Raw genomic sequence first — 9,228 nt, 5'->3', positions numbered from 1 at the left:
TTTGGTATCTGTGCTCCACTTAAGCCAGCTACCACAGGTTAGAAAGCCTGAGAAACTTCTAACCTTCGAAAGAACCCACGCCTGAGAACGTGGGTTTTTTCGTTTACAGGCAGCAGATTACGCGCAGAAAAAAAGGATCTCAAGAAGATCCTTTGATCTTTTCTACTGAATTGCGCTCCCGATCAGTTCAGCAGAAGATTATGATGGGGTTCTATGGGTATTGCTGCGGTAACACCCATGTTACTTGAGGTTGTATGTAGTCTGTGTAGAATTATACACATAAGGCTTAAACTGCTCTTTTTTTTCAATATGCAATTGGAAGTTCATTGACTACATAAATAGATTATTCCAAATAATTTATTTATGTAAGAACAGGATGGGAGGGGGAATGATCTCAAAGTTATTTTGCTTGGCTCTCATATTTTTATCATCAAGTGGCCTTGCAGAAAAAAACACATATACAGCAAAAGACATCTTGCAAAACCTAGAATTAAATACCTTTGGCAATTCATTGTCTCATGGCATCTATGGGAAACAGACAACCTTCAAGCAAACCGAGTTTACAAATATTAAAAGCAACACCAAAAAACACATTGCACTTATCAATAAAGACAACTCATGGATGATATCATTAAAAATACTAGGAATTAAGAGAGATGAGTATACTGTCTGTTTTGAAGATTTCTCTCTAATAAGACCGCCAACATATGTAGCCATACATCCTCTACTTATAAAAAAAGTAAAATCTGGAAACTTTATAGTAGTGAAAGAAATAAAGAAATCTATCCCTGGTTGCACTGTATATTATCATTAATAGCAAGCCCCTCATTATTATGAGGGGCTCATGGTTATTTTAACAATCCACTATCGATATCTTTTTGCACCAGAGCGCCCTCTCGTTTACGTCTGTCAGACATTCCATCAACAATATTATTAAAAGCATTTACAAGGCCATTCCAGTCTTTTGCGATAACTTTATTCCATACTGTGGGAGCAGTTCTGGATAACTTAAACCCTTTTTGATATCCAATAGACACCAGTGCTGTACGGGTTCTCAACGGTAAATCGCTGAACCGAAGACCGATATTAGCGTCATTGAAAAGACCTTCAATCTTATGTGAGAATTTATCAATATAAATATTAGATAAGAGATGAGCTTCATTATCAGAAAGCGTCAGAGGTGCTGTTCTCACTTTATCATAAGCCTCCTTCCCTCGAAGCATATAATACCCATCAAGTCTATCTGCAATATACTGAGGGACACCGTCATTCAATAAATCCTGTTTGCTTCGCTGACCAAGGTCAACCCCGGAACCGAATGTAACACCGGTACTGTTAAAATAATCGCTACTAGGATTAGACGGAAAATGACTTGTCGGATTAAACCCTTCAAAACCATTACTGGAGAAAATATCGTGGTCAACAATATTTACCGAACGACGTAAAAATTCCTTCAGTTGACTAATATTGTCAAAGTTAATGACAGTGTTGTCCGCTAGGACGATGCGATTTCGGTTATTATTCAGAATGTCTTCGTTCTCTTTCTTATCGAGATGTTCAATAGATTCGGCAATCGTTCCCTCAAGAACCATGACACGGTAGACTTTCACACCGTCTTTTTCCTGACCTGTTTCAACAGTTATTTTCTGTTCGTAAGACACGGTCCCTTCAGTTTTTGAAATTTTACTTTCCTGGCGGATCTTATTTGAATATTCACTGTCTTTCTCCATCTCCGTATCAATCGGAAACCCCATAATGTACATCAGTTTAAAATTACTCCGGCCAGGCAGATCCACATAATGTGGTAATGCAATTGTAATCGAATTAGCTTCAAAATTTGGTCTGTAACTGCTTAATGTACTTCCGGAAAAGAGAAAAGCCGGAACACCACCTGAACCATTCACTACCATTGTATCTGACATAAAAATTCCTCTTTAACACATAAAAAAAACAATAAGTTAAAAAAAATACTGTACATAAAACCACTGTTTTTATGTACAGTAATAAAATTACGCCGCTTTATTTTCTCTGTCAATAATATGAAATTTCATTTTTGTGATCTGAATCACTCTTATAAAAATCAGGAAGGGAAGATTCGCAGCAGAAAAACAGCACCGGGTAACATCAGAAAAAAACAGAAAGGAGATAACGTGAGCAAAACAAAATCTGGTCGCCACCGACTGAGCAAAACAGACAAACGCCTGCTGGCTGCACTTGTCGTTGCCGGATACGAAGAACGGACAGCCCGTGACCTCATCCAGAAACACGTTTACACACTGACACAGGCCGACCTGCGCCATCTGGTCAGTGAAATCAGTAACGGTGTGGGACAGTCACAGGCCTACGATGCGATTTACCAGGCGAGACGCATTCGTCTCGCCCGTAAATACCTGAGCGGAAAAAAACCGGAAGGGGTGGAACCCCGGGAAGGGCAGGAACGGGAAGATTTACCATAACTCCCGTTATCAGTACCATCGGCTCAACGCTCGTTGTCGGATCTGAAAAATTCGCTCAAAAGATCATATTTCCCTGGATATTTTCCACCGTTTCTTATGTGAGCAAAGTCACATAATTCTGTCAGACGACGAGAAAACGGATATCGATTATTGTTTAATATTTTTACATTATTAAAAATGAAATTAGATAATCAGATACAAATAATATGTTTTCGTTCATGCAGAGAGATTAAGGGTGTCTAATGAAGAAAAGTTCTATTGTGGCAACCATTATAACTATTCTGTCCGGGAGTGCTAATGCAGCATCATCTCAGTTAATACCAAATATATCCCCTGACAGCTTTACAGTTGCAGCCTCCACCGGGATGCTGAGTGGAAAGTCTCATGAAATGCTTTATGACGCAGAAACAGGAAGAAAGATCAGCCAGTTAGACTGGAAGATCAAAAATGTCGCTATCCTGAAAGGTGATATATCCTGGGATCCATACTCATTTCTGACCCTGAATGCCAGGGGGTGGACGTCTCTGGCTTCCGGGTCAGGTAATATGGATGACTACGACTGGATGAATGAAAATCAATCTGAGTGGACAGATCACTCATCTCATCCTGCTACAAATGTTAATCATGCCAATGAATATGACCTCAATGTGAAAGGCTGGTTACTCCAGGATGAGAATTATAAAGCAGGTATAACAGCAGGATATCAGGAAACACGTTTCAGTTGGACAGCTACAGGTGGTTCATATAGTTATAATAATGGAGCTTATACCGGAAACTTCCCGAAAGGAGTGCGGGTAATAGGTTATAACCAGCGCTTTTCTATGCCATATATTGGACTTGCAGGCCAGTATCGCATTAATGATTTTGAGTTAAATGCATTATTTAAATTCAGCGACTGGGTTCGGGCACATGATAATGATGAGCACTATATGAGAGATCTTACTTTCCGTGAGAAGACATCCGGCTCACGTTATTATGGTACCGTAATTAACGCTGGATATTATGTCACACCTAATGCCAAAGTCTTTGCGGAATTTACATACAGTAAATATGATGAGGGCAAAGGAGGTACTCAGACCATTGATAAGAATAGTGGAGATTCTGTCTCTATTGGCGGAGATGCTGCCGGTATTTCCAATAAAAATTATACTGTGACGGCGGGTCTGCAATATCGCTTCTGAAAAATACAGATCATATCTCTCTTTTCATCCTCCCCTAGCGGGGAGGATGTCTGTGGAAAGGAGGTTGGTGTTTGACCAACCTTCAGATGTGTGAAAAATCACCTTTTTCACCATAATGACGGGGCGCTCATTCTGTTGTTTTGCCTTGACATTCTCCACGTCTTTCAGGGCATGGAGAAGGTCAAATTAGACATGGAACGCTACTCTCCTTCCTGTAGGAAGCTCAACATCCAAGCTTAATTTGCCTCCCATTGCTTCAACGTAACGCTTTAACGTCGCCAGCTTTAAATCATTTCCGCGCTGCTCCAGCTTTGTTACTGCTGGCTGGCTTATACCCATCGCCTCAGCAACTTGTTTTTGTGATAACTGGAGTTCTTCACGCATCATCTGCAAGCCGACCTCAAGAATCATCTCATCTGCCATTTCTTTAATTCGTGTCTGGCTTTCAGGTGAACGACTGGCAATCACCTCATCTAATGTTCTCATTACTTGCTCTCCAGTGTGTTCAGATGTGCTGTAAATTCATCCTCAGCTATACGCACCAGTTTTTCATAAAACCGCTTATCATTACTTTTATCTCCTGCACAAAGAACGATAGCCCGACGAATCGGATCGAACGCATAAAAGGCTCTTATCGGACGGCCAGAAAACTGAACGCGAAGCTCTTTCATATTTTTGTACCGAGAACCTTTCACGGTATCGGCATATGGCCTGGGTAACTCAGGTCCGTAAACCTGTAGCTTTTTCAAATCAGCCAAAACCTTTTCCTGAAGAGCGTCTTCTTGCTCATTTAGCCAGTCGTCAAATCGCTGGCTAAAAAGTACCATCCACATGCTCAACCCTATAACCTGTAGCTTACCCCACTAACAATATAACCTACGAGTTATATTTTCAAGAAAAGCTGGCTATTTAACATAACGGCAATTTGTACGCACCACTGAAATGCGTTCAGCGCGATCACGGCAACAGACAGGCAAAAATAGCAACAAACCTCCCGAAAAACCGCCGCGATCGCGCCTGATAAATTTTAACCTTATGCATATCTATGCAGCCAGGCGAATCACGAACGAATTGCCTGCCTGATGTAACTGAAACGGGTGTTTTTTCCTGATTTGGTGGGCGTGGAAGACGGAACATGAACGGGAAAACAGAATTCATGCCAGATGAGCGCGATCTGGCAATTAAGGCAAAACACAGCAACAAAGACACGCCAGAATCGCGCCCGGATATGTTTTAACGCGATTTTCAGACTCAGACAAATTCAGCAGAATGCTACTCCATTCACCGGGCTGATGGTGAATACATGCGTATCCAGGATGAGTACATTTCTGGCTCTGCCACAGCTCTGTCTGTTGGCAGCTTTCGCCTGTCCGGAAACCTGCTTAAAACGCTCCCGAAAGGCCTCTGAACCAGAAAGCAACAAAACACAGGCCATTAAGTAAATCGCGTTAAAACACGTCTGATGGATTGCTGCAAAAAAAAGTCCCTAATGGAGCAGGGACTGTTAAACCCAGTGAATAGCGTCTAAATTAAAGTAAGAATACGACCAGGTACTCTTCAGAAAAGAGATTAATCCACCGCACAGAATAATCAACAGTAAAAACAAACAACCCTGATTTTTTATTTTTCTTTTTTTCGATAAAAACAAAATTAAAGAAATAATTAATCAGAACATTCCTTAACTTCAGGGCATTGCCTGTGTTCCATTTTGTGATTAGTCTGAAACTTCCGAAGGTGGATAACACCCGGTATTTTTTTGCTCACATAAAGCCCCTCCTTCAGGCAGAGGGGCTTTTTCTTTGCCACCACATAAAAAAGGCCCTCACAGGAGGTGTTCTGTGAGGGCGTATGATAAGGACTGAATCGATGGTTAATATGTCTAGTCCTGACTTTTGCATCTCCGAATATAAAACCCTGTTTAACGGCATGCAAAACCAAAAAATAAAAATGTGACATCGCAATGCCAGATAATATTGACGCATGAGGGAATGCGTACCCCGACCCCTGTGTAACGAACGGTGCAATAGTGATCCACACCCAACGCCTGAAATCAGATCCAGGGGGTAATCTGCTCTCCTGATTCAGGAGAGTTTATGGTCACTTTTGAGACAGTTATGGAAATTAAAATCCTGCACAAGCAGGGAATGAGTAGCCGGGCGATTGCCAGAGAACTGGGGATCTCCCGCAATACCGTTAAACGTTATTTGCAGGCAAAATCTGAGCCGCCAAAATATACGCCGCGACCTGCTGTTGCTTCACTCCTGGATGAATACCGGGATTATATTCGTCAACGCATCGCCGATGCTCATCCTTACAAAATCCCGGCAACGGTAATCGCTCGCGAGATCAGAGACCAGGGATATCGTGGCGGAATGACCATTCTCAGGGCATTCATTCGTTCTCTCTCGGTTCCTCAGGAGCAGGAGCCTGCCGTTCGGTTCGAAACTGAACCCGGACGACAGATGCAGGTTGACTGGGGCACTATGCGTAATGGTCGCTCACCGCTTCACGTGTTCGTTGCTGTTCTCGGATACAGCCGAATGCTGTACATCGAATTCACTGACAATATGCGTTATGACACGCTGGAGACCTGCCATCGTAATGCGTTCCGCTTCTTTGGTGGTGTGCCGCGCGAAGTGTTGTATGACAATATGAAAACTGTGGTTCTGCAACGTGACGCATATCAGACCGGTCAGCACCGGTTCCATCCTTCGCTGTGGCAGTTCGGCAAGGAGATGGGCTTCTCTCCCCGACTGTGTCGCCCCTTCAGGGCACAGACTAAAGGTAAGGTGGAACGGATGGTGCAGTACACCCGTAACAGTTTTTACATCCCACTAATGACTCGCCTGCGCCCGATGGGGATCACTGTCGATGTTGAAACAGCCAACCGCCACGGTCTGCGCTGGCTGCACGATGTCGCTAACCAACGAAAGCATGAAACAATCCAGGCCCGTCCCTGCGATCGCTGGCTCGAAGAGCAGCAGTCCATGCTGGCACTGCCTCCGGAGAAAAAAGAGTATGACGTGCATCTTGATGAAAATCTGGTGAACTTCGACAAACACCCCCTGCATCATCCACTCTCCATCTACGACTCATTCTGCAGAGGAGTGGCGTGATGATGGAACTGCAACATCAACGACTGATGGCGCTCGCCGGGCAGTTGCAACTGGAAAGCCTTATAAGCGCAGCGCCTGCGCTGTCACAACAGGCAGTAGACCAGGAATGGAGTTATATGGACTTCCTGGAGCATCTGCTTCATGAAGAAAAACTGGCACGTCATCAACGTAAACAGGCGATGTATACCCGAATGGCAGCCTTCCCGGCGGTGAAAACGTTCGAAGAGTATGACTTCACATTCGCCACCGGAGCACCGCAGAAGCAACTCCAGTCGTTACGCTCACTCAGCTTCATAGAACGTAATGAAAATATCGTATTACTGGGGCCATCAGGTGTGGGGAAAACCCATCTGGCAATAGCGATGGGCTATGAAGCAGTCCGTGCAGGTATCAAAGTTCGCTTCACAACAGCAGCAGATCTGTTACTTCAGTTATCTACGGCACAACGTCAGGGCCGTTATAAAACGACGCTTCAGCGTGGAGTAATGGCCCCCCGCCTGCTCATCATTGATGAAATAGGCTATCTGCCGTTCAGTCAGGAAGAAGCAAAGCTGTTCTTCCAGGTCATCGCTAAACGTTACGAAAAGAGCGCAATGATCCTGACATCCAATCTGCCGTTCGGGCAGTGGGATCAAACGTTCGCCGGTGATGCAGCACTGACCTCAGCGATGCTGGACCGTATCTTACACCACTCACATGTCGTTCAAATCAAAGGAGAAAGCTATCGACTCAGACAGAAACGAAAGGCCGGGGTTATAGCAGAAGCTAATCCTGAGTAAAACGGTGGATCAATATTGGGCCGTTGGTGGAGATATAAGTGGATCACTTTTCATCCGTCGTTGACACCCTGATGAATTCACGTGTTCACGCCTGAATAACAAGAATGCCGGAGATACGCAGTCATATTTTTTACACAATTCTCTAATCCCGACAAGGTCGTAGGTCGTTATAGGAAAATTCTTAGCACCATTCCGGAACAATCAGAACAGCAGGCCATGAACGACTGACAACATTACGAATATAAAAAACGCACCCGGGCCAGACATTCCCCCTACTGATTAAACCAGCCGGACTTGTCCACGGAACGGTCTTTTTAAACCGACACACAGTCTGAGTACAGATACATGTCACGATGATGCAGGATTAGCGGAAGAGTGTGAGCACGTTTCCGGGAACTGTGGTGAACCATAGCTCAATATTCGAGTGAGGGCATACCGGAAACGCGCTCAGATTCGTTGTAACGCGATTTTCCGTACCGGGCAATTTTTTCAGTTGTTTTTTCGTTTCATGTCGTCAGAAACGTTCTGAGCGCGTTTCCGGCATCTGATGCTACGCAAACCATCCCCATGGTCAGTTGACAGCCGGAAACACGCGGGTGTCGTTTTAGCGTATCGACGGGACGGCGTCGAGAAGCACAAAAAACAGATGTTGTACTCAGTCAGTTGTTTTACAGACAGCACTGCGGCAGATTGAAAAAGTACCGTACTTTCAGGAATGTCCAGAAACCATGTGTCAGACTTCGTTCTCCCCCTTCCGGGTGAATTTTTTTGTCATCCGTTCAGGAATCTCTTTATAACGATTACTCCATTTCAGGATTTTTTATGTGGCGTTTACTACAGGCAGGATATTCAAAGGCAAAAAAATCCCCCGGAACAGGCGGAACCCGGACAGGGGGAGAACGAATCGCTAAATAATTTTCGTAGTTGTATTTCCCATCGTTGCTACTGCAACGGGATGAATTTGCCGCAGTTTATCCTGTAAAACAATCCTGATTTACTCACACTCCACATATCACTGACGGAGCACAACGGAATAGTGAACAAACAACAACAAACTGCGCTGAATATGGCGCGATTTATCAGAAGCCAGAGCCTGATACTGCTTGAAAAACTGGATGCTCTGGATGCCGACGAGCAGGCGGCCATGTGTGAACGACTGCACGAACTCGCGGAAGAACTCCAGAACAGCATCCAGGCTCGCTTTGAAGCCGAAAGTGAAACAGGAACATAACGAAGCTCCCGGAGACGGTCACAGCTTGTCTGTGAACGGATGCCGGGAGCAGACAAGCCCGTCAGGGCGCGTCAGCGGGTTTTAGCGGGTGTCGGGGCGCAGCCATGACCCAGTCACGTAGCGATAGCGGAGTGTATACTGGCTTAGTCATGCGGCATCAGTGCGGATTGTATGAAAAGTGCACCATGTACGGTGTGAAATGCCGCACAGATGCGTAAGGAGAACATGCAGATGCCGATGCTCTTCCGCTTCCTCGCTCACTGACTCGCTGCGCTCGGTCGTTCGGCTGCGGCGAGCGGTGTCTGCTCACTCAAAAGCGGTGATACTGTTATCCACACAATCAGGGGATAACGCCGGAAAGAACATGTGAGCAAAAAACGAAGACCCCAGAAAAGGCCGCGCCGGAGGCGCTTTTTCCATAGGCTCCGCCCCCCTGACGAGCATCACAAAAATCGACGCTCAAGT

Annotated in this window: 9 protein-coding genes; 6 read left to right on the top strand and 3 right to left on the bottom strand. The window is 44.8% G+C overall.

Annotated elements, in window-relative coordinates:
* The first annotated feature begins 388 nt into the window (after positions 1 to 388).
* Complete coding sequence (locus B494_RS0118530; RefSeq protein WP_002218512.1) at positions 389 to 814, top strand: pesticin immunity protein; 426 nt, start codon at positions 389 to 391, stop codon at positions 812 to 814.
* Positions 815 to 848: 34 nt separating this feature from the next.
* On the opposite strand, the gene pst is transcribed toward B494_RS0118530, so the two are convergent.
* Positions 849 to 1,922, bottom strand: a complete 1,074-nt coding sequence (gene pst, locus B494_RS0118525) for a pesticin (RefSeq protein WP_002218509.1) — start codon at positions 1,920 to 1,922, stop codon at positions 849 to 851.
* Between the two features lie 117 nt (positions 1,923 to 2,039).
* Between pst and B494_RS0118520 the strand changes: the two genes are divergently transcribed.
* On the top strand, positions 2,040 to 2,456 hold the full coding sequence (locus tag B494_RS0118520; protein ID WP_002213451.1) for a hypothetical protein: 417 nt from the start codon (positions 2,040 to 2,042) through the stop codon (positions 2,454 to 2,456).
* 242 nt (positions 2,457 to 2,698) lie between these two features.
* Positions 2,699 to 3,637, top strand: a complete 939-nt coding sequence (gene pla / locus B494_RS0118515; protein WP_002218234.1) for an omptin family plasminogen activator Pla — start codon at positions 2,699 to 2,701, stop codon at positions 3,635 to 3,637.
* A 186-nt stretch (positions 3,638 to 3,823) separates the two neighbouring features.
* On the opposite strand, the gene B494_RS0118510 is transcribed toward pla, so the two are convergent.
* Both B494_RS0118510 and B494_RS0118505 read right to left on the bottom strand, forming a co-directional pair.
* A complete protein-coding gene (locus B494_RS0118510) occupies positions 3,824 to 4,123 on the bottom strand; it encodes a helix-turn-helix domain-containing protein (RefSeq protein ID WP_002213446.1) in 300 nt (99 codons plus the stop codon).
* Positions 4,123 to 4,470, bottom strand: a complete 348-nt coding sequence (locus tag B494_RS0118505; protein ID WP_002222856.1) for a type II toxin-antitoxin system RelE/ParE family toxin — start codon at positions 4,468 to 4,470, stop codon at positions 4,123 to 4,125. Before B494_RS0118505 ends, B494_RS0118510 begins: the two co-directional genes overlap by 1 nt.
* 1,260 nt (positions 4,471 to 5,730) lie before the next feature.
* Between B494_RS0118505 and istA the strand changes: the two genes are divergently transcribed.
* The 3 genes from istA to B494_RS0118480 all read left to right on the top strand — a co-directional run bounded on the left by istA (position 5,731) and on the right by B494_RS0118480 (position 8,763).
* The gene (gene istA, locus B494_RS0118490) at positions 5,731 to 6,753 is read left to right on the top strand and encodes an IS21-like element IS100 family transposase (protein WP_000255944.1); all 1,023 of its coding nucleotides are present in this window, start codon (positions 5,731 to 5,733) and stop codon (positions 6,751 to 6,753) included.
* A complete protein-coding gene (gene istB, locus B494_RS0118485) occupies positions 6,750 to 7,532 on the top strand; it encodes an IS21-like element IS100kyp family helper ATPase IstB (RefSeq protein ID WP_001317493.1) in 783 nt (260 codons plus the stop codon). The genes istA and istB overlap by 4 nt, the downstream gene beginning before the upstream one ends.
* Positions 7,533 to 8,568: 1,036 nt before the next feature.
* On the top strand, positions 8,569 to 8,763 hold the full coding sequence (locus B494_RS0118480) for a Rop family plasmid primer RNA-binding protein (protein WP_002213433.1): 195 nt from the start codon (positions 8,569 to 8,571) through the stop codon (positions 8,761 to 8,763).
* Positions 8,764 to 9,228 lie beyond the last annotated feature (465 nt).

The organism is Amphibacillus jilinensis Y1 (assembly GCF_000306965.1).
In the GTDB taxonomy this organism is placed as follows: domain Bacteria; phylum Bacillota; class Bacilli; order Bacillales; family Amphibacillaceae; genus Amphibacillus_C; species Amphibacillus_C jilinensis.
This window is presented reverse-complemented; position numbering and strand designations above follow the sequence as displayed.